This is a genomic window from Bacillus sp. EB106-06-01-XG163 (assembly GCF_058791615.1).
The window spans coordinates 150,737-170,461 of record NZ_JBYTDS010000002.1; the positions used below are offsets into that span (position 1 = coordinate 150,737).

Genomic DNA, 19,725 nt, shown 5'->3' on the forward strand with positions numbered 1-19,725 from the left:
ATAAACGCGGCTTTCGTGGTGTGGGATGAGGAATTGTTTTTATAGTAAAAGCGGGTTCATGCCGCCTTGTGATTTTATTATGCCGCGGGCGCATCCCGTTATGACTAACAAAATTTGTTCGACCGATGGAGGGTATAAAAATGGAAAGCAAAATTGAAATTCTGTCAACGATTAATGTGGAGCATTCAGATGATTTATATAAAATCGTCGATACATTAAACCGGACTTTGAAACGGGACAATCTGATGTTCGGCCTTGCGCTCGACGAAGAAAATCAAAATGAAGCGGTCTTCACCATTTATCGCACATAGGTGAAAAAGATGAGAAAAAAAGCATTAATATTTACAGCCGTATTTGGTATTATTTTTTTAGCAGTGCTTTTATTTTCGGCCAGCATTTTTAAATCTGCAATGGCTCAAAAAGAAGAAGGCCACGAAACAGCTGCCTCAGCCGCTAAAGAAAAAACGGATCTGACAGATGCTGAGAAAGTGGAGACCTTTGTCGGCAAACAGAAATATTATGTTGTTACCGGAACGGATAAACATGGAAAAGATATGTATGTATGGGTTCCGGCCGACAAAAAAGCAAAAATTCTCTCAAAAAAAGCCAGTGACGGCATTTCAAGCGGCAAGGCTGCCAAGATCGTTCGGGACGAAGGGCTTGTTTCCAAGCTGAATGGCGTTCACCTGGCGAGAGAAAACAATGTTCCGTTATGGGAAGTGACCTATATCAACAAAAGCGGGCAGTATAGCTTTAGTTATGTGGATTTTACAAGCGGCAAGGTTCTCAAAAACATCACACCGTGAGACGTATTAGGGGGAGTTCAAATTGAAATTGGCAAAAAGAGTATCCGCATTAACACCGTCTGCAACACTTGCAATTACTGCAAAAGCGAAAGAGCTGAAAGCAGAAGGCCATGATGTCATCGGCCTCGGAGCAGGAGAACCGGATTTTAATACGCCTCAGCACATTATAGATGCCGCGGTGCGTTCCATGAATGAAGGCCATACGAAATATACGCCTTCAGGCGGTCTGCCGGCGCTGAAAGACAGTATCGCAAAAAAATTCAAAAACGACCAGGGGATTGAATATAAGCCGTCAGAAATCATTGTCTGCACCGGAGCGAAACACGCTCTGTATACATTATTTCAGGTTATTCTCGATGAAGGGGACGAAGTGATTATACCGACTCCTTACTGGGTCAGCTACCCTGAGCAGGTGAAACTGGCAGGGGGGCGTCCCGTCTATGCAGAAGGGCTGGAATCCAATCAGTTTAAAATTTCACCGGAGCAGCTGAAGCAGGCTATCACCGAGAAAACAAAAGCGCTCATTATCAATTCACCGAGCAACCCGACAGGTGTTATGTATACGAAAGAAGAGCTTGCGGAACTCGGAAAAGTGTGTCTGGAGCATGGCATTCTGATCGTTTCTGACGAGATTTATGAGAAGCTTACATACGGAGGAAAAAAACACGTCTCAATCGCACAGCTTTCAGATGAATTGAAAGAGCAGACGATCATCATTAACGGCGTGTCGAAATCTCACAGCATGACGGGCTGGAGGATCGGCTATGCGGCGGGTTCGGAGACGATTATTAAAGCGATGACGAGCCTTGCGAGCCACAGCACATCAAATCCGACGTCCATCGCTCAATACGGCGCCATTGCGGCCTATAACGGTCCGGCTGAGCCGCTGGAAGAGATGAGACAGGCATTTGAGCACAGACTGAACACCATTTACGCTCAGCTCAGTGAAATTCCCGGATTCACCTGTGTCAAGCCTGAAGGGGCGTTTTACTTGTTTCCTAACGCCAAAGCGGCCGCAGAAAACTGCGGATTCAAAGATGTCGATGAATACGTCAAGGCGCTTCTGGAAGAAGAAAAAGTCGCCATCGTGCCGGGTTCGGGTTTCGGTTCACCGGATAACGTCCGCTTATCTTACGCAACGTCACTTGATCTTTTAGAAGAAGCGGTCGAAAGAATCCGCCGCTTCACGGAAAAACACAGCTGATTCTGAAAAAGCGGCTTTTAAAGCCGCTTTTCACTTGCATTGACCCCGTTAGAGTAGAACGGGTATAATAAAGTGATGAAAAAAGAGATTCAGGCAGATTCCTGAATGTCTTTCTTGTTCTGGAGGGAAAGAGTTTGAAAACAACAATTAACCAAGTGTATAAACACACAGGCGAGGAAGTAACGATTGGAGCTTGGGTCGCTAATAAACGCTCAAGCGGTAAAATCGCATTTTTACAGCTGAGAGACGGTACCGGCTTCATTCAGGGAGTTGTCGTCAAAGCTGAAGTAGAAGAAGACATCTTCCAAATCGCAAAATCAGTGACGCAGGAAACGTCACTTTATGTAAAAGGAATTGTGAAAGAGGACGAGCGTTCACCGCTTGGCTATGAGCTTGCTGTTACATCCATTGAAGTCATTCACGAAGCGACTGATTATCCGATTACGCCTAAAGAGCACGGTACGGAATTCTTAATGGATCACAGACATTTATGGCTCCGTTCGAAACGCCAGCACGCAATTATGAAAATCCGCAACGAAATCATCCGTGCGACTTATGAATTTTTCAATAAAGAAGGCTTCGTGAAAGTTGATCCGCCGATTTTGACGGGAAGCGCTCCGGAAGGCACGACTGAGCTCTTCGCGACAAAATATTTTGATGAAGACGCCTTCCTGTCTCAAAGCGGCCAGCTGTATATGGAAGCAGCTGCAATGGCGCTCGGAAAAGTATTCTCTTTCGGACCGACGTTCAGAGCGGAAAAATCGAAAACGAAACGCCATCTCATCGAATTCTGGATGATTGAGCCTGAAATGGCATTTGTTGAATTTGAAGAAAACCTTGAAGTTCAGGAGAATTATGTTGCATACATCGTACAAAGTGTGCTGGAACATTGTAAGATCGAGCTGAACACATTAGGAAGAGACACATCGAAGCTTGAACAAATCAAAGCGCCTTTCCCGCGCATTACGTACGATAAAGCGATCGAATTCCTGAAAGAAAAAGGCTTTGACGATATTGAGTGGGGAGATGACTTCGGTGCGCCGCATGAAACAGCGATCGCAGAAAGCTATGACAAACCGGTGTTTATCACTCATTACCCGACGTCATTAAAACCGTTTTATATGCAGCCTGCCAAAGATCGTGACGATGTCGTGTTATGTGCCGACTTAATCGCTCCGGAAGGCTACGGGGAAATCATCGGCGGTTCAGAACGCGTTCATGATATGGATTTATTGGAAGAAAGATTAAAAGAACACGGTCTGGATTCAGATGCTTACAAATGGTATGCTGAACTCAGACAATACGGTTCTGTTCCGCACTCCGGCTTTGGCCTCGGACTTGAGCGGACAGTGGCTTGGATCAGCGGAGCGCCTCACGTGCGTGAAACGATTCCGTTCCCGAGACTTCTGAACCGTCTGTATCCGTAATAGTTATGAAAAACGAAGTCTCCTGCAAGGGAGACTTTTTCTAAGTAAAGGGGAAAGCTCCCGGAGATAACCTTTTACAGTAAGAGGTGTAAGGATGAAAAAACAGCAATTTATAGATATGCAGGAACTCGGCATTTCAAGCATTCCCAACCTGCTGCTGACACATTACCGGCAGCTCGGGCTGAATGAAACCGAATTGATCCTGCTTTTGAAGATTAAAATGCATTTGGAAAAGGGCTCTTATTTTCCGACGCCGTTTGAACTTCAGTCAGGCATGTCCATCTCTGCTGAAGAATGTACAAGCTGCCTGAGAATGTTTATTCAAAAAGGTTTTCTGTTTATTGAAGAATGTGAAGACCATAACGGCATAAAGTTTGAAAAATATTCTCTGCAGCCGTTATGGGCGAAGCTGTATGATTACATGCAGCATTCACAAAACGAAACGCAGGAAAGAACGTCAGAAAGAGAACAAAAAAGCCTGTATACCATCTTTGAAGAAGAGTTCGGAAGACCGCTGTCGCCGCTTGAATGCGAGACGCTGGCCATATGGCAGGACCAGGATCAGCATGATGCGATTCTGATTAAGCACGCCTTAAAAGAAGCCGTTTTATCGGGGAAACTCAGTTTTCGCTATATTGACCGGATTTTATTTGAATGGAAAAAGAACGGCTTCAAAACGGTTGAGCAGGCGAAGGCGCACAGTCAAAAATTCCGGCGTGTTCAAACGAAACAAAATGATCCGCAAAAAGAGTATACGAGGCAGGTGCCTTTTTACAATTGGCTGGAACAATAACATGAGAAGGGGAGAAACGTGTTAAATTTAAAGCAGATTGAATATTGTCTTGAAAAAATCGGCGATATGTTTCCGCACGCAGAATGTGAACTTGTCCATTCAAATCCTTTCGAACTGGTTGTGGCAGTCGCACTATCCGCGCAATGTACGGATGCTCTCGTCAACAGAGTGACAAAAACGCTATTTCAAAAATATAAACGGCCCGAAGATTATCTTTCCGTATCGCTGGAAGAACTCCAGCAGGATATTAAATCAATCGGTCTGTACCGTAATAAAGCCAAAAATATTCAAAAGCTGAGCAAAATGATCATCGAAGAGTACGGCGGAGAAGTGCCGAAAGACCGGGATGAGCTTGTGAATCTGCCGGGTGTCGGACGGAAAACGGCAAATGTGGTCGTGTCTGTTGCTTTCGGCGTACCTGCGATCGCAGTAGACACTCATGTGGAGCGGGTCTCTAAACGGCTCGGTATCTGCCGATGGAAGGACTCTGTTTTGGAAGTAGAGAAAACATTAATGAAAAAAGTGCCAAAAGAGGATTGGTCTGTTACGCATCACAGATTAATATTTTTCGGCAGGTATCATTGTAAAGCGCAATCTCCCCGCTGTGCGGAATGTCCTTTGCTTCCGCTATGCAGAGAAGGGCAGAAGCGTGACAAAAAAGGGCTGGTGAAACGGTGACGGCGATTGACATTCTGGCAGGCTATGAAACATACCTGCGCAGCCTTACGGACTTGGAAAGCCTTGAGATCAAAACGGCGCTGCGCCGCCATCCGCTGTATATGGATTTCAGCGGTCAGCCAACCGTGCAGCCATGGAGGGAAAGGGGCGAATATGTCCCGTTTCTGTTTCAAGTTTGGAATGAAACGAAAGAAACGCTGCTTCCCGTTTTTCAAACAAGAAAATCGAGATGTGATCAAAATGACATGCTGAAGGGAATTGCCTGTCTGATTGCCGCTTTTCACTGGACGGCAGGGGAGCGGGTCACATCACTCGATTGGTCTGTGCTTGAAACAAAGCATTTTCCCGCCGAACCGATCAATTGGGCGGAGCGAATGGCGTTTATTTTAACAAAACCGACTCAATATCACTCGTTTATTCAGCTTGATGAATTGATGACGGAGATGAAGAAACAATATCATAAATATGAAGCCATGAACAAAGGTTAAAAACCTCCTTTTCTCATAAGGAGGTTTTTTTGTATGAAAAAAATCCTTCACCTGGTTGAGGTGAAGGATTTCGTCCGCTAATGAGCGGGATTTGACTGGATGGTTGACGAATTGGACTGCCCGTTGATATTTGAAGATGAGTCTTGGTTTTTGTCCGTTTGACCGTTGTCAGGTTTATTTGAGCCGTCTGAACCGGAATCGGAATCATTATCAGAGCCGTTATCTTGCTGTCCGTTGTTATCGGTCCCGTTACCGGGCTGATTCTGATTGTTGTTATCTGTTTGATCCTTATCGGATTGATCCTGATTTTTATCCGGGTCATCAGTTGGTGTTTGATCCGATCCGTCAGACGTATCTGTCTGATTGTCATCTGTGTTTGAATCATCGGTTTGCGTTTTGTCTTTGTCTTTATCTTCATCAGACTTCTGTTCATCGTCAGTCGCTTTATCTTTATCCGCATCGTCTTCTTCATCTTTCGGGACTTTGAAAGAAGCTGATGCCGTATCGCTTTTTCCGTCATCGTTTTCCGCTGTCACCTGGAAGCTGTATGTGGAGCCTGGTGTGACATCTGAGACGACGGCTTCTTTTGCCGAACTGTTTTGAATGTCACTGTAGCTTCCGCCGTCAACGGATTGTTTGACATTGAATGTTGCATCACCGTCATAATTCCAGCTTAAAGTTAATGATTTTTTATCTTTGTCGTATTTCACTTGCAATCCTGTCGGTTTATCGGCTTTTTCTTTCGTGTATGTTTTAGAAACGGCAGTTGGCTGCGTTCCTTTCACGAAGTACTCCGTCACTTTTTTATCATCCGGCGTATTTGGTCCGGCTAAAGCGGCAGGATTCGAGCCTTTCTCAACTGTTTCTTTGACGACACTGTCAGGCTGCTTGAAGCTTCCTTTACCGTCATCAACGTATGAGATCAGCTTTTGAAAAATCCGTTTTGCGACTTGCTGGTCTGCAGAAGACAGTGATTTCTTGCCTGCTTTGTTGCCAGACTCAACTCCGGTCCAAACCGCTGCTGTATATTGAGGGGTGTATCCGACAAACCAGGAGTCTGGGACTCCGCCTTGTGCGATATTATATCTTTGGATATCCTCTTTAGTAAAGTTGGTCGTACCCGTTTTACCGGCGACTTCCACGTTCGGTACTTGAGCTAATCTGCCTGTTCCTGACTGCACGACTGTTTTGAGCATATCTGTAACCATGAACGCCGTGTAGTCGCTCATAGCACTTTTCGGTTTCGGTGTTAAATCAAGCTTAGTGCCGTCATTAAATTCAATCGATGTGACCGCGTGCGGTTCATTGTACGTTCCGTTATTTCCGAAAGCACTGTAGGCGCCCGCCATTGTCATAGTAGATACACCGCGGTTATCCTCACCAAATCCTCCGATCGAATAAGATTCGGTTACACTCTCTTTGTTTAATCCTAGTCCTAAGTCATTTGCGAAGTCGACGGCATTATCTTTACCTGCTGCTTGGAATGCCTTCAGAGCCGGGATATTACGTGAGTCTGAGAGGGCCTCTCGCATTGATATCTGGCCTCTGTATCTATTGTCATAATCATGGATTGGTGTGCCGTTAGAGTACGTATAAGCCGAATCATCAATCTGCTCATACGTCGACCATTTTTTATTTTCAATGACCGGGCCGTAATCAAGAATAGGTTTTATCGTTGAACCGGGCTGGGTTTTACCTTGTGTTGCATAATTGAATCCCCCGGTAGTTCTGTTCCGTCCTGCTCCGATAGCGCGGATTTCTCCGTTTGTCGTATCAAGGAGCGTGACGCCGCCCTGCATGCCTTCCGAAAAGCCGGCTGTATCTCCGTTCATCAATTGATCAAGATAATCTTGTGCTTTCGTATCAAGAGTCGTGTAAATTTTCAATCCGTCAGTTGAAATATCGACGTCTTTCTTTTCTTTTGTCTCAATTTCTTTCATAACTTCTTCGACAAAAGCGCTGTATTTATTTGTGTCCTTTTTATCGTATTCCTTTTGGCTGACGACGCCTTCATCTTTCATGGACACTTTCTTTGCTTTTTGGTAGTCAGAATTTGAAATGAATCCTTGTTTTTCCATTAAGCTGAGAACAATGTTTCGGCGTTTTTCGGAAGCCTTCGGATTTTTAACCGGGTTATATCCGGTCGGGCTTTGCGGCATTCCGGCAAGCGTCGCCGCCTGTTCAACCGTAAGCTTGCTCAAGTCTTTTACGCCGAAGAATTCTTCAGCCGCTTTACCGACGCCGTAGGCACGCGGTGAGAAATAAATTCTGTTTAAATACATCTCTAAGATTTCATCTTTAGAATAATGGCGCTCCAGCTGCAGTGAAAGCCACACTTCCTGTGCTTTCCGTTTAATCGTTTTCTGATGGGTCAAAAGCGAGTTTTTCACAACCTGCTGGGTGATTGTGCTTCCTCCCTCTGAACCGAATCCATCCGTAAAGTTGGCGACCAAGGCGCCTCCGATCCGGATCGGGTCTATACCGTGGTGCTTATAAAAACGGGCGTCTTCAGTTGCGATAAATGCTTCTTTCACAACATCGGGTATATCCTTAATCGGGACGTAGGTTCGTTTTTCACCGCCCACTTCCGCTATTTCTTTGCCGTTTTTATCGTAAATCGTTGAAGAGTAAGGCGTTTTCAGCTTGGCTTCGTCCAAAGACGGCGCGCCGGAAACCAAAACGGCAAATGCCGCCGCTCCGCCGACTATGCCAAGGACAAACAGAATAACCAAGGACAGCACAATCTTTTTGAATAAACCGCCTTTACGCTGTTTCTTGCCTTTTTTCGGTGAAGAGGGCTTAGTGCTTTTCGTCTGCCTTGCCTTACGGCGTTCTTCACGGCTCGTAAATTGATCTGACATAACATCTCAACCTTTCGTTTATCAACCTTTCGCTCAGTCTACTGTTCCTGCGAAAAATAAAGCTGTTCAATAATACTAATATAATCAATTCTCGGTGAGTATCCAAGGGAAATCGGAAAGGAAGCATCTTCTAATTCGTCTTTGCGAATCGATTTTCTGCCATTGTTCTCCTTTCTCTCCCAAAAGACAAACAGCTTGTCGGCTTCGAGGAAATAAACCTTTCCGAAAGCGGATATAATAACAAAACAAATGCCGTCTTGTCTGACCACCTGCTTCATATGCTCAATCTGATGATCATGAAAATTCTGCAGGGGAAATGCCGTTTTGTTTTTTGTTTCTTTTGCCTCAAAATCAATGTAGCGCCCTTTATAAATGCCGTTGTAGTCAGTTGTGGAAGACTGTTTAAAATAAGCTTCCTTAATGACTGCGGCGCTTCTTTTCGGATAGTGGACGTTTACAATCTGGACGGGTGTCGGCTTTTTGTGAATGACAGCAATTTGGTTAACCAGATAATACTTATTCGTTTCATTCAGGTCGTCTTCGAGGGTCATGCCGCGATTACTGTATGAATGAGACCGTTTCTGGCTGTTTTGGGATGAAACCGTTTTGTTCGGCTGAAAAGTTTTTCCATTCGGGTACCGAATCACTTTTTCCATCCTCCTTATCAAACTAATAGTGACGGAAGTGAATGAACGTGCATAAACGACAGACCGTAACCGCCATTCTTCGCCTGATCGAAAAAGAGACGAAAATAAAAAATGCCGATAATATTTCCCGGACGAATGCCTATAAAGCATATTATGACCGCCATCCTGAGATCAAGTGGCCGCTTTTGGCATCCTTTGTGTCCCGCAATGCGGGCTGGTCGATGACTGATTTAAGAGGCATCCTTTATCAGGAGGGCCTTGACAGCAGTCAGAAAAATTGGTTTTTCCTTTCGTATGAAAGGGCGAATTGGCTGATTTTTTCTGATGCCTATCCTCAGCTTCTGGTCTACCAGTGGTCAAAACAAATCGGCGAACCTCTTTTCCGTCATCTTCCTCATTTCCGCGTCTCGGCTTTTATGCAGGAAGAATGGTTCCGCTTTTGGCGTCACGGAGATACGGAACGGCTCATGTATGCTCTTATTATAAATGAACAAAACACTATCCAAGCACCTATTATACAAAATCCTTCGTTTAAAAAGAATGTTTTTGGCACGATTCCTTTTTATTTAAGTGATTGGTTTCACTTTAATACGGTGATATTCCCTTCATTTGACGGACAATTATACGGAATTTCCGTCAAACGGTTTTCAAAAACCGAAGAGAGAATTACGCTTGGAAAACAGCTGGCCCGCCTTCTGTTCAGCCCTGATCTTCACGCTTCTTTTTACCGTTTTCTTGATACCGTTCCTCATACCGGATCACGCTTTGATATGGAGAAAATGATCGGCATCAAAAAAAGAACATCACCGATGCTGAGGACAACCTATCCCATTGTTGCCCACCCATTAGACGGCGAAAGGGCGGATTGGTTTCAAAAAAGGTTAAGAAAAGGGGCTTTCTTACAGGAGAAAATGCCGAAACAGCTTGAACTGACGGACTGGTACTTCCAGAAAAGACGGGAGCTCCATGCGCTCTTCGCGGTTAAAGAGTGGCTGAAGAAATGAAAAAGCCCGAAACCGTTCGCTGGGGTTTCGGGCTGCTGATGTGTTACGTGGAAGGGCGGTTTGGGCCGCCTAATTTTTTATCAAGCGTATCAGTCGTTTTTGCTTCGGTTTTTTGCTGTTTACCTGCATTTTTCGGTCTCGTTTTCATACGGCACCTCCTCAACTGTATCGTTTGCATTAACGTGCCGGTTCATACAAAGTTTGCGGCACTTTTTTGTCGAAAGGCACGCCTTTTAGGATAATCTCTGTTTGTTTGCCGAACTGCTTCTAGTTTTGTCATGTGCAAAGGAGAGCGGTATGAAAACGAGAATTATATTCTAAAGAAACGCAAGTGATAAAAGGGAGGAACATGAATGTCTGTTTACACGAGCAAGGCTGATATTCTCCGTCTGCTTTCTGATATCGAATTCCGGATTTCTGCTGCTGAAAAGACGCTTACCCAAGCAGTCAGATCCTGTCAGGCGGAAGCTGAAGAAATCAGACAGGAGAAACTTTCCCGCCTTGAGGAAGAGGCGCGGGAGCTTCATGTTTGTATTGATGACCTGTTTTTGGCTGACCGGCGTAAAAAGGATTTGCCGAGAGCCTGCCGGATCAGCTGATTTTATGCAAAAACTTTGGTACCATATGTACTGAGGTGAGTCCGTTTGCAGACACAGTCGTTATTGGAGCTGACAGAACAAATGATAGAGGCGGTTCTGGAAGCCGAAAAAAGGTATCAGGATGGAAAAGAGTCAGGCCGTTCATATGATTTTTTTGAGATTATTAAACCCGATGTTGAAAAAAGAGACCGGCTTTGCGCGCTTTGGACAGAAGCAGCGCTTGCGTTTATTCAGGAAAACCGTCCGAAATACGTTCATCACGCACAAATTCAGGCCGTTACAGAAAATTTCGGAGAGCTGATGCTCCAATCATATGTTCATCATATTCATAAAAAAAGATACAGGGATTTAACTGAATCTGTTTTATATACGCTTCGTATATTAAGGGATGAAATTGAAAAAGAAGGCAGCTGAAAACGGCTGCCTTCTTTTATATAAAGGGGTCGGGTATGTTATTCATACGCCGGGTTTTCTGCTCCACTTGCTTCGAGAACCTTCATACTGTTTCGAAATTCGGTTGCGGTGAGATGGCCTTGAATATAGAGGAATTTTGCAAAGTCCATCAGTTTATCTGCACAATCTGTTTCATATTTTTTCACTTCAGCAAAACGCTTTCTTAAGTATGATACGTTCATAATGGTGCATCCCCTCTCATGTATGTTGAGATTATGGTAACATAACGATTCGACTTTTTTCTGTTTTTAAAAAATTAAGACTTTCGACAGCATTTGACAAAAATCAGAATCACCGAAAGCACATAACCACGGCGGAATTCATACATATATAGCAGAAACTTAGTGAGAGACAAGGGGGAATGTCATATGCAATGGAGAGCGCAGCCATATCAAAATATGTACCAGCAGCCGGCGGGATATTTCTACCCGCAGCAGATACAGCCATTACAGCAGCCGTATCCGCAGCAGATACAGCCATTGCAGCAGCCGCCCTATCATCAGCAAGGGCAGTACCCGCAGCAATTTTATCCGAATCAGGAATACGGTCATATGCAGCAGCCGTTTGCTCCCTCTCCTCCTCAGGCAGCCATGCCCGGGGGGCAGCCGGGGTTTGTGAATCCTTACCCCGTTCCCAGACCGAATCAGCAGCAGTCTTCCCAATTCTCAGGCATACTCTCCCAGTTTAAAAAAACGAACGGACAGTTTGACTTTAATAAAATGATAGATACAACGGGGCAGATGGTAAGCGCCGTAAATCAGGTCGGATCGCTGGTGAAAGGCTTCACCAGTATCTTCAAATAAAAAGCATGAATGATATCCATCATTCATGCTTATTTTTTAGGGAAAAAGAGGGTAAGCGTCTGTTCATTCCAGGATGTTTCCATATCTTCTTCACTCACCTTATACGGGAGGACAACGGTTCTTGTCATGCTTGAAGACACATGGGATGAATGAGCCTGTTTATGATCGTAGCGGATTGTAACGTGAAGGTAGCACCCCTTCGTTTCCACCAGCATATCACCGTCACGGAATGTCTCGGGAACGCTGATATCAACCGCGAGGCCCGTCGGCTCTTCTCTGACGTCAATCGTCACTTGCGCTTCAGTAAAAGCCGAATTGACAAGGTGCTGAAAACCCTGCATCAATTCTGCGAAGGGACCTGAGTGAAAAAATTGGTCCATCGCATGGCTGATGATGTCCTCATTTCTTTGCGGATCAAGTTTATCGTTTTGTGATTGATCCATATGACCACCGCCTTTTTACAAACAGACTATGCGATGTTATGCCGTATGGTTAAGAATTGAAGGAAAAAAGAAAGTATGGTTAAATAGTGGAGAATAAACTGGTAACGGATTCACATTTAGGAAGGGGAGCACAACACATTGCTGAAAAAATTATTCGGATTGGGAGACAGCCGGAAAAAGCCGGCCGAGGAAGTGATTTTTTCTCCGGCTGACGGAGCGGTGATGGATTTGGCTTCAGTGCCGGATCCCGTATTTTCACAAAAAATGATGGGGGACGGGATCGCCGTCGAGCCTGCAAACGGAGACATTGTTTCACCGGTTGAGGGAGAAGTGATTCAGCTGTTCCATACAAAACATGCTGTCGGCATCCGCACCCTTTCCGGAGCGGAACTTTTGATACATGTCGGTTTGGATACCGTCAATATGAACGGCGAAGGCTTTGAAGCGCATGTAAAAGAAGGAGACAAAGTGAAAACAGGCGATCTGCTTTTAACGTGCCGGCTGGATTTAATAAAAGAAAAAGCAAGCAGCACCGTCATCCCTATGGTGATTATGAATGGCGATGCCGCAGAACCTTTGCAATTTGCAGGCGCAAATGAAGCGAAAAAAGGACAAACAGAGCTTTTCACGATAAAAATGAAGTAGGCAGGGGCTGATTCCCTGCTTTTTTTCTTGTGCAGGATTTTCATCTAGCCAGGCAAACAAATATTCGGTAAACTGTACCTCATAAAGAGGTGTGAACGATGAAGAAAAAATCACTGAGCGAACTGATTCAGGAATTAAAAAATCATGAAAATATTGTGCATTGGCATGAAGAGGAACCGCGGGAGGCGAAAACCATGCCGATGCCGGAGCAAGTAGATCCGAACATTCGGGCGGCTCTCGAAAAGAGGGGGATCAAGCGGCTCTTTACACATCAATACTCCGCTTTTCAGACGGTTCAAAACGGAGAAAGCATTGTGGCTGTCACACCGACGGCCTCCGGAAAAACACTGTGCTATAATCTTCCGGTTCTTCAGTCTATCGCGGAAGATGCCTCAAGCCGCGCGCTTTATTTATTTCCGACAAAGGCGCTCGCGCAGGATCAAAAAAGCGAGCTGAACGAAATCATAGACGAGACGGGCATGGACATTAAAAGCTTTACCTATGACGGAGATACGTCTCCGGGCATCAGGCAGAAAGTCAGAAAGGCCGGGCATATTGTGATCACAAACCCTGATATGCTTCATTCAGCCATTCTTCCCCACCATACAAAATGGGTGAGTCTGTTTGAAAACCTGAAATATATCGTCATTGATGAATTACATACGTACCGCGGCGTATTCGGCAGCCATGTGGCGAACGTCATCCGCCGTTTAATGAGAATCTGCGCTTTTTACGGAAGCACGCCGTCATTTATCTGTACATCCGCCACAATCGCCAATCCGAGGGAATTGGCGGAGCAGCTGACGGGAAAATCAGTGCGCCTGATTGACGATAACGGCGCCCCGGCCGGAAGAAAGCACTTTGCTTTTTACAATCCTCCGATTATAAATAAACCGCTGCATATTCGAAAAAGCGCCACCGTGGAAGTGAACGAACTTGCCAAAACTTTTTTGAAAAATAAGATCCAGACGATTGTTTTTGCCAGAAGCCGTGTCCGGGTTGAAATTATTTTAAGCCACATTCAGGAGATCGTAAAAAAAGAAATCGGCGCGAAGTCTGTCAGAGGCTATCGCGGCGGATATCTTCCAAAAGAAAGAAGAGAAATAGAGCGGGGGTTAAGAGACGGCAGCATTCTCGGCGTTGTCAGCACAAACGCGCTGGAGCTCGGCGTTGATATCGGCCAGCTTCAGGTCTGCGTGATGACGGGGTACCCGGGCAGTGTCGCGAGCGCATGGCAGCAGGCGGGCCGGGCCGGGCGGCGGCAGGGAGAGGCGCTTATCGTGATGGTGGCGAACTCTGATCCGATTGACCAATATATTGTGCGCCATCCTGATTATTTCTTTAAACGCTCGCCTGAATCTGCAAGGATTAATCCCGATAATCTCATTATACTGGTCGATCACCTGAAATGCGCCGCGTATGAGCTGCCTTTCAGAGCCGATGAAACATTCGGAGAAAATGATGCAAGAGACATTCTCGAGTATTTAGAAGAAGAAGGGGTGCTTCATGAAAACCGCGAACGCTATCACTGGGCGAGCGAATCTTTTCCCGCCTCCAACATCAGTCTCCGTTCGGCGTCACAGGAAAACGTGGTCATCGTTGACCGGTCAGAGACGGCTGATGTAAAAATCATCGGAGAAATGGACCGCTTCAGCGCGATGACGCTTCTTCATGATGAAGCGATTTATCTTCATGAAGGGGTGCAGTACCAGGTTGAAACGCTTGATTGGGACCATAAAAAAGCGTACGTGCGAAAGGTCGATGTCGAATATTATACAGATGCCAATTTAGCGGTGCAGCTGAAAGTGCTGGACATTGACAGAACGGACAGCAGAAAGAAAACGGCCTTACATTTCGGCGATGTAACCGTGAACGCACTTCCGACAATATTTAAAAAAATTAAAATGACGACATTTGAAAATATAGGATCAGGGCCGATTCATCTTCCAGAAGAAGAACTGCATACCAGTGCTGCCTGGCTTGAATTGAAAGAGACGGATTCGGAGATCGGCGAAAAAACGCTTGAACAGCTGCTTTTAGGCATTGCCCACGTCCTGCAGCATATCGTGCCTGTATACGTCATGTGCGACCGAAATGACGTGCATGTCGTGCCGCAAATCAAAGCCGCACATACCGGACTTCCGACAATCTTTCTGTATGATCATTATCCGGGCGGAATCGGACTTGCCGATGAAGTATATAAGCGATTTGATGAAATCAATGAAGGGGCTGAGCGCCTGATCAGACAATGTCCATGTCAAGACGGATGTCCTTCCTGCATCGGCTCCGAAATAGAAGGAATAGATGCAAAGAAAGCGATACTCCGGCTCTTGAATTACGTGTAAAAGAAAAGGGGGACGAAAGATGTCCTTGAAAAATAAATTAAAGCGGATGAAAAACCACCTGAATGTGCCGGAAGCTGAAAAAAAGCCGGCAGCTTCACAACTTTCGGTCCCGGATATTCAAGTCCCATTTAGAGAAGAATGGGAGGCATTCGGAGTGAAGCCTTTCTTTTTTGAGGATGAATACTGTCTTATCCGCGAAACCGTCTATCCGCTTTCGCACCGCCACGGACGGTACAGCTTCAGTGAACTTGATGACGTCATGGCATTATGGAATAAAGGCGGTTTGACACATACTTTATCAGCAGAAGGATACGAAAAAAGCCAGCTGTTCTTCTTTGATACTGAAACGACCGGCCTCGGCGGCGGGGCCGGCAATATGATTTTTTTGCTCGGTCATGCAAGAGTGTATGAAGACCGTGTCGCGGTTAAACAGCATCTGCTTCCTAAACCGGGAAACGAGACGGCTCTTTACAAAAGCTTTTTAAGTGAGGTTGACATTACGTCCCTTGTTACGTATAACGGAAAAGCCTTTGACTGGCCGCAGGTAAAAACTAGGCATACATTGCTCCGGGACAGGCTTCCGAAGCTTCCTGACTTCGGTCACTTTGATCTTCTGCACGGGGCGAGACGGCTTTGGAAACATAAATTAGAGCGTGTATCGCTTTCGGCGGTTGAAAATGAAGAGCTTGCTTTTAAAAGGGACGAAGACACACCTGGTTATTTGGCGCCGATGCTGTATTTTCAATTTTTAAAGGCGGAGGATCCGGCTCTTTTAAAGGGAGTGCTCTCGCATAATGAACAAGATGTGCTTTCCCTCATCGCTCTTTACATCCATATGTCAAAAAAGATTTTTGCATCTTCTGATCAGACGTCAGAACGTCAGGAAGCATACGCCATGGCGAAATGGTTTATCGCTCATAAAGAAACCGATCGGGCTGTTTCACAGCTAGAAGCGCTGCAAGGCAAAGACTTTGAAGATTCGGATCGGGCCCTTTTTGACTTAGCAATGCTTTATAAAAAACAAAACCGCAGGCAAGACGCCGTGCCCCTTTGGGAGAAACTGACGGGCTCTGATCTTCACATATGCAGACACCAATCAGCGGTAGAGCTGGCGATCTATTTTGAGCATCACGCAAAAGATTATAAAAAAGCTCTGCAGGCCGCACAGCAGGCGGCAGAAGACGGGGAAATATCGGAAAAAGAAGCCGAGAAGCTCCATGTGAGAATTGCCCGGCTTAAGAGGAAATATCCTTCTTGAAATATTGCCCGGGAAAGCGCAAAAGCCGAGCTGTTTCGCCAAAAATATTTTTTTCTGAATCCGCATCGATTTTGTTGTAGAATGGTGCCGCATCTTGTAAAATAGCGTTAGTTATTTATAGGGGAGAGTTGGTATGTATAAAGGTGTTTTTTACTTGTTCTTTGTCGTGGTTTTTTTGATTGCGTTTGTATTTTCGAATTTTAAAGACAGCTTGCTGACACACTTTTAAATTGGGTGATTGAATTAGAACATGCACCCTCTTTTCTTCATAACCTAACAGTGTAATATAAGTTAATGGAGAGGGGATTTAGCATGTTTCATCATCATTGTTGCAGACCAAACGTGATGCCGCCGATTGTCCATCCGACTCATTGCTGTGAACACCATTGTTTTTCTAACACAGTTGTGCCGCATATTCATCCGCAACATACAACTAACGTAAATCACCACAACTTTGAGCACGTTCATTACTATCCGCACACTTTTTCAAATGTTGACCCGACAACTCACCAGCATTTTCAGTGCGGAAGCCCTTGCTGCGATCATTAGTATTGAACGCTTAAGCAAGATCGGTTAGGATATCAGCAAATCAAAATGGGGCCCGATGGGGAGCCCCATTTTTTAAGCAGGTGATCAATTGAAAGTATTAGCCGTAACAGGATACAAGCCGTTTGAACTCGGAATTTTTAAACAGGATGACCGGGCGCTTGTTTATATAAAAAAGGCGATAGAAACCAGACTCAGAAGCTTTATTGACGAAGGCTTGGAATGGATTCTCATATCCGGACAGCTGGGGACTGAGCTTTGGGCGGCGGAAACGGCGTACGATCTCAGGGAAGAGTATCCGGAATTAAAGGTTGCCGTTATCACGCCTTTCTACGGCCAGGAGGAAAAGTGGAAGGAACCGAATAAAGAAATGTATGAAGCGGTGCTTGCTCAGGCAGATTATGAGGAGAGCCTGACGCATCGGCCGTACGAAAGTCCGCTCCAATTCCGGCAGAAAAACGCGTTCTTTATTGAAAAGTCAGATGCGCTTTTGCTTTTATATGATCCTGAAATGGAAGGATCGCCGAAATATATGCTGCAGCAGGCAGAAAAACGCCGTGAAACAGACGGATATCCGATTTATTCGATCACGATGGATGATCTCCGTGCCGCCGTTGAAGAAGAAGATTTCTTTACATAACACGTCAGAGAATATTTGACAACGGGACGTGTTTCTGAATAAAATATAACATGATGATTCACGATATGAGGTGAAAAAGATGCTTGCTGATAAAGTAAAGCTTTCTGCGAAAGACATTTTGGAAAAAGAATTTAAAACAGGCGTTAGAGGTTACAGACAAGAAGACGTTGACAAATTTTTAGATATGATTATTAAGGATTATGAAACCTTTCATCAAGAAATTGAAGAACTGCAGCAAGAAAATCTGCAGCTGAAAAAACAGCTTGAAGAAGCAAGCAAAAAACAGCCGGTGCAGTCCAATACGACCAACTTTGACATTCTGAAAAGGCTGTCCAACCTTGAGAAACATGTATTTGGCAGCAAACTTTATGACGAATAGGGCAGATGCACTTGTCAAATGAGACAAGTTGCTTTATAATGAACAAGTGTTCTTAACGTTCGGGTAATCGCTGCAGATCTTTGAATCTGTAGAGGAAAGTCCATGCTCGCACGGTGCTGAGATGCCCGTAGTGTTCGTGCCTAGCGAAGAAATAAGCTAGGGCAGCCTTGATAGGCTGACGGCAGGAAAAAAGCCTACGTCTCCGGATATGGCTGAGTATCCTTGAAAGTGCCACAGTGACGAAGTCTCATCAGAAATGGTGAGAGTGGAACGCGGTAAACCCCTCGAGCGAGAAACCCAAATTTTGGTAGGGGAACCTTCTTGAAGGAATTGAACAGATAGAAGGACAGAATGCTTTCTGTAGATAGATGATTGCCGCCTGAGTACGAGGTGATGAGCCGATTGCAGTACGACGGAACAAAACATGGCTTACAGAACGTTAAACATTATTGATATGACAAATTAGAGCTCTCCTTTAAAGGGGAGCTTTTATCTTGAATGAAACGAAAGCTTAAAAGAGACAGGGTGATACGATGAAGAAGTACACACTAATAGCGACGGCGCCGATGGGAATTGAAGCGATCGTCGCCAAAGAAGTGCGTGATTTAGGTTATGAATGCAAAGTAGACAACGGAAAAGTCATTTTTGAAGGAGATGCGCTTGCGATCTGCCGCGCTAACTTATGGCTGCGGACGGCTGACCGCATCAAAGTACAGGTCGCCGAGTTTCAGGCGAAAACGTTTGATGAGCTGTTTGAAAAAACAAAAGCGATTGACTGGCGCGCGTACATTCCGGAAAACGCAAAGTTCCCCGTTATCGGAAAATCCGTGAAATCAGTGCTTGCCAGTGTGCCTGACTGCCAGCGGATCGTCAAAAAGGCGATAGCGGAAAAGCTGAAACTTCAATCAGGAAAACAAAATGAATGGATTGAAGAAACGGGCCCCGAGTATAAGGTGGAGATTTCCCTTTTAAAAGATAAAGCCGTGCTTACACTGGATTCATCAGGAACAGGCCTTCACAAACGGGGATACAGGGTTGATCAGGGAGGAGCTCCGATTAAAGAGACGCTCGCTGCCGCGTTAATTCAGTTAACCAACTGGACGCCTGACCGTCCGTTCGTCGATCCGTTCTGCGGTTCCGGCACGATCGCCATTGAAGCCGCTTTAATCGGACAAAACATTGCTCCCGGTTTTAACCGTGATTTTGTTTCAGAAGACTGGGAATGGATCGGAAAAGAACTGTGGGACAAGGCGCGTCTTGAAGTGGAAGAAAAGGCGAACTATGATCAGCCGCTGCAGATCTTTGCCAGTGACGTAGATCACCGGATGGTAAACATCGCCAAAGAAAACGCAGAAGAAGCGGGACTCGGTGACCTGATCGAATGCAAACAAATGCGGGTGCAGGATTTTACGACGAAGCTCGAATACGGCGTAATCGTCGGAAACCCTCCGTACGGCGAACGGCTCGGCGAAAAAAGGGAAGTTGAGCAGATGTATAAAGAAATGGGCCGGGCATTTGAATCTCTTGATACATGGTCCGTCTACATGTTAACGTCAAATGAACAATTTGAAGAGGTTTACGGAAGAAAAGCAACCAAAAAACGGAAGCTCTTTAACGGTTTTATCAAAACTGATTATTATCAGTACTGGGCTAAAGTGCGGCCGCAGCGGAAAAAGCCGCAACAAAGAGAAGACGCCTGAAACAGC

23 protein-coding genes, 1 other RNA gene and 1 pseudogene are annotated in these 19,725 nt (G+C 45.3%); 20 read left to right on the plus strand and 5 right to left on the minus strand.

The window, feature by feature from the left end; translation table 11 throughout:
• The first annotated feature begins 140 nt into the window (after nucleotides 1-140).
• From AC3WTF_RS02655 to AC3WTF_RS02685, 7 genes are all read left to right on the plus strand, one after another.
• Nucleotides 141-311 (plus strand): YpmA family protein, encoded by a 171-nt coding sequence (locus tag AC3WTF_RS02655; protein WP_003153512.1) that lies wholly within the window; start codon nucleotides 141-143, stop codon nucleotides 309-311.
• A gap of 9 nt (nucleotides 312-320) precedes the next feature.
• On the plus strand, nucleotides 321-806 hold the full coding sequence (gene tseB / locus AC3WTF_RS02660; protein ID WP_047935890.1) for a cell wall elongation/penicillin-binding protein regulator TseB: 486 nt from the start codon (nucleotides 321-323) through the stop codon (nucleotides 804-806).
• Nucleotides 807-828: 22 nt separating this feature from the next.
• Nucleotides 829-2,010: a pyridoxal phosphate-dependent aminotransferase gene (locus AC3WTF_RS02665; RefSeq protein WP_007612190.1), complete on the plus strand. Its 1,182-nt coding sequence runs from the start codon at nucleotides 829-831 to the stop codon at nucleotides 2,008-2,010.
• 134 nt (nucleotides 2,011-2,144) lie between these two features.
• Nucleotides 2,145-3,437 (plus strand): asparagine--tRNA ligase, encoded by a 1,293-nt coding sequence (gene asnS / locus AC3WTF_RS02670; RefSeq protein WP_003153515.1) that lies wholly within the window; start codon nucleotides 2,145-2,147, stop codon nucleotides 3,435-3,437.
• A gap of 94 nt (nucleotides 3,438-3,531) precedes the next feature.
• The gene (gene dnaD / locus AC3WTF_RS02675) at nucleotides 3,532-4,230 is read left to right on the plus strand and encodes a DNA replication protein DnaD (RefSeq protein ID WP_003153516.1); all 699 of its coding nucleotides are present in this window, start codon (nucleotides 3,532-3,534) and stop codon (nucleotides 4,228-4,230) included.
• 18 nt (nucleotides 4,231-4,248) lie between these two features.
• A complete protein-coding gene (nth, locus tag AC3WTF_RS02680) occupies nucleotides 4,249-4,908 on the plus strand; it encodes an endonuclease III (protein ID WP_047935888.1) in 660 nt (219 codons plus the stop codon).
• Nucleotides 4,905-5,396 carry a YpoC family protein gene (locus AC3WTF_RS02685; RefSeq protein WP_015240085.1) on the plus strand — a complete coding sequence of 164 codons (492 nt, stop codon included), beginning with the start codon at nucleotides 4,905-4,907 and terminating at the stop codon, nucleotides 5,394-5,396. The genes nth and AC3WTF_RS02685 overlap by 4 nt, the downstream gene beginning before the upstream one ends.
• Before the next feature lie 77 nt (nucleotides 5,397-5,473).
• On the opposite strand, the gene AC3WTF_RS02690 is transcribed toward AC3WTF_RS02685, so the two are convergent.
• Both AC3WTF_RS02690 and recU read right to left on the minus strand, forming a co-directional pair.
• On the minus strand, nucleotides 5,474-8,257 hold the full coding sequence (locus tag AC3WTF_RS02690; protein ID WP_042635292.1) for a PBP1A family penicillin-binding protein: 2,784 nt from the start codon (nucleotides 8,255-8,257) through the stop codon (nucleotides 5,474-5,476).
• A gap of 38 nt (nucleotides 8,258-8,295) precedes the next feature.
• Complete coding sequence (recU, locus tag AC3WTF_RS02695) at nucleotides 8,296-8,904, minus strand: Holliday junction resolvase RecU (RefSeq protein WP_007409489.1); 609 nt, start codon at nucleotides 8,902-8,904, stop codon at nucleotides 8,296-8,298.
• 41 nt (nucleotides 8,905-8,945) lie between these two features.
• Here recU and AC3WTF_RS02700 point away from each other — a divergent pair, with 41 nt between their 5' ends.
• On the plus strand, nucleotides 8,946-9,908 hold the full coding sequence (locus AC3WTF_RS02700) for a DUF2515 domain-containing protein (RefSeq protein ID WP_032866291.1): 963 nt from the start codon (nucleotides 8,946-8,948) through the stop codon (nucleotides 9,906-9,908).
• Nucleotides 9,909-9,951: 43 nt separating this feature from the next.
• On the opposite strand, the gene sspM is transcribed toward AC3WTF_RS02700, so the two are convergent.
• Nucleotides 9,952-10,056: an acid-soluble spore protein SspM gene (gene sspM, locus AC3WTF_RS02705; protein WP_003153525.1), complete on the minus strand. Its 105-nt coding sequence runs from the start codon at nucleotides 10,054-10,056 to the stop codon at nucleotides 9,952-9,954.
• 205 nt (nucleotides 10,057-10,261) lie between these two features.
• Here sspM and AC3WTF_RS02710 point away from each other — a divergent pair, with 205 nt between their 5' ends.
• Both AC3WTF_RS02710 and AC3WTF_RS02715 read left to right on the plus strand, forming a co-directional pair.
• Complete coding sequence (locus AC3WTF_RS02710) at nucleotides 10,262-10,507, plus strand: DUF5446 family protein (protein ID WP_007409491.1); 246 nt, start codon at nucleotides 10,262-10,264, stop codon at nucleotides 10,505-10,507.
• A 45-nt stretch (nucleotides 10,508-10,552) separates the two neighbouring features.
• Entirely contained in the window at nucleotides 10,553-10,921 is a 369-nt protein-coding gene (locus AC3WTF_RS02715; RefSeq protein ID WP_007409492.1) for a YppE family protein, read from the plus strand.
• Between the two features lie 38 nt (nucleotides 10,922-10,959).
• Here AC3WTF_RS02715 and AC3WTF_RS02720 read toward each other — a convergent pair whose 3' ends face one another.
• Nucleotides 10,960-11,142 (minus strand): YppF family protein, encoded by a 183-nt coding sequence (locus AC3WTF_RS02720; RefSeq protein ID WP_003153532.1) that lies wholly within the window; start codon nucleotides 11,140-11,142, stop codon nucleotides 10,960-10,962.
• 186 nt (nucleotides 11,143-11,328) lie between these two features.
• On the opposite strand from AC3WTF_RS02720, the gene AC3WTF_RS02725 reads away from it, so the two are divergent.
• On the plus strand, nucleotides 11,329-11,763 hold the full coding sequence (locus AC3WTF_RS02725; RefSeq protein ID WP_032866289.1) for a YppG family protein: 435 nt from the start codon (nucleotides 11,329-11,331) through the stop codon (nucleotides 11,761-11,763).
• 29 nt (nucleotides 11,764-11,792) lie between these two features.
• Here the strand turns inward: AC3WTF_RS02725 and AC3WTF_RS02730 are convergent, their stop codons facing one another.
• Nucleotides 11,793-12,206, minus strand: a complete 414-nt coding sequence (locus AC3WTF_RS02730; protein ID WP_017418017.1) for an Hsp20/alpha crystallin family protein — start codon at nucleotides 12,204-12,206, stop codon at nucleotides 11,793-11,795.
• A 138-nt stretch (nucleotides 12,207-12,344) separates the two neighbouring features.
• Here AC3WTF_RS02730 and AC3WTF_RS02735 point away from each other — a divergent pair, with 138 nt between their 5' ends.
• The 9 genes and pseudogenes from AC3WTF_RS02735 to AC3WTF_RS02775 all read left to right on the plus strand — a co-directional run bounded on the left by AC3WTF_RS02735 (nucleotide 12,345) and on the right by AC3WTF_RS02775 (nucleotide 19,719).
• Nucleotides 12,345-12,851 carry a PTS sugar transporter subunit IIA gene (locus AC3WTF_RS02735; RefSeq protein WP_012117833.1) on the plus strand — a complete coding sequence of 169 codons (507 nt, stop codon included), beginning with the start codon at nucleotides 12,345-12,347 and terminating at the stop codon, nucleotides 12,849-12,851.
• A 98-nt stretch (nucleotides 12,852-12,949) separates the two neighbouring features.
• Nucleotides 12,950-15,196 (plus strand): DEAD/DEAH box helicase, encoded by a 2,247-nt coding sequence (locus AC3WTF_RS02740; protein ID WP_032866287.1) that lies wholly within the window; start codon nucleotides 12,950-12,952, stop codon nucleotides 15,194-15,196.
• A gap of 19 nt (nucleotides 15,197-15,215) precedes the next feature.
• A complete protein-coding gene (locus AC3WTF_RS02745; RefSeq protein WP_032866286.1) occupies nucleotides 15,216-16,454 on the plus strand; it encodes a ribonuclease H-like domain-containing protein in 1,239 nt (412 codons plus the stop codon).
• A gap of 121 nt (nucleotides 16,455-16,575) precedes the next feature.
• A pseudogene (locus AC3WTF_RS02750) lies at nucleotides 16,576-16,683 on the plus strand (hypothetical protein); the annotation flags it as partial.
• An 83-nt stretch (nucleotides 16,684-16,766) separates the two neighbouring features.
• Nucleotides 16,767-17,003 (plus strand): spore coat protein CotD, encoded by a 237-nt coding sequence (cotD, locus tag AC3WTF_RS02755; RefSeq protein WP_003153539.1) that lies wholly within the window; start codon nucleotides 16,767-16,769, stop codon nucleotides 17,001-17,003.
• Between the two features lie 88 nt (nucleotides 17,004-17,091).
• Nucleotides 17,092-17,640: an SLOG family protein gene (locus tag AC3WTF_RS02760; protein ID WP_007409499.1), complete on the plus strand. Its 549-nt coding sequence runs from the start codon at nucleotides 17,092-17,094 to the stop codon at nucleotides 17,638-17,640.
• Between the two features lie 79 nt (nucleotides 17,641-17,719).
• A complete protein-coding gene (gene gpsB, locus AC3WTF_RS02765) occupies nucleotides 17,720-18,019 on the plus strand; it encodes a cell division regulator GpsB (RefSeq protein ID WP_003153541.1) in 300 nt (99 codons plus the stop codon).
• Nucleotides 18,020-18,074: 55 nt separating this feature from the next.
• Nucleotides 18,075-18,456, plus strand: an RNA gene (gene rnpB, locus AC3WTF_RS02770) — RNase P RNA component class B.
• 96 nt (nucleotides 18,457-18,552) lie between these two features.
• Nucleotides 18,553-19,719 carry a THUMP domain-containing class I SAM-dependent RNA methyltransferase gene (locus tag AC3WTF_RS02775; RefSeq protein WP_015417697.1) on the plus strand — a complete coding sequence of 389 codons (1,167 nt, stop codon included), beginning with the start codon at nucleotides 18,553-18,555 and terminating at the stop codon, nucleotides 19,717-19,719.
• Nucleotides 19,720-19,725: the final 6 nt, after the last annotated feature.